Annotated in this window: 1 protein-coding gene; it reads right to left on the reverse strand. The window is 71.5% G+C overall.

Annotation, left to right across the window (positions count from 1 at the left end; all coding sequences use genetic code 11):
• Positions 1 to 389, reverse strand: a 389-nt coding sequence (locus tag G4D85_RS48680) for a mannitol dehydrogenase family protein (protein WP_476705378.1), incomplete at both ends; no start/stop codon positions are given.

Below are 389 nucleotides of genomic sequence, written 5' to 3' on the forward strand. Positions count from 1 at the left end.
AGCAGGAACTGCCCTGCCTCGTCCAGGTTGTAGCCCCCTTCCGTGAGCGTGAGGGTGACGAGGCGAAGGTCCGGAGCCGCCAGCAGCTCCAGCACGCGCTCGGGGTCCTCGGGTGCATGGAGGTAGCCCACCAGCGAGCCCACCACTCGCACCGTGGGACGTCCCCGCGCGGGAAACTCCGTCAGGCTGTAGAGGCCCTGTTGCGCGTGGAGCGCGTCCGCCTTGTGGCGCTCCCGGGCTCCATCCAGGACGCCAATGCCGACGATGCCCCAGCGCTCCTGCCCGGGGAGGGCGAGGCAGCGGTCCAGGTAGAGCGCCTGGTGCGCGCGATGGAACTGGCCCACGCCCAGGTGGGCGATGCCCGGCGTCACCCGGGTGCGGTCATAGGC

Source organism: Pyxidicoccus trucidator (assembly GCF_010894435.1).
GTDB lineage: Bacteria > Myxococcota > Myxococcia > Myxococcales > Myxococcaceae > Myxococcus > Myxococcus trucidator.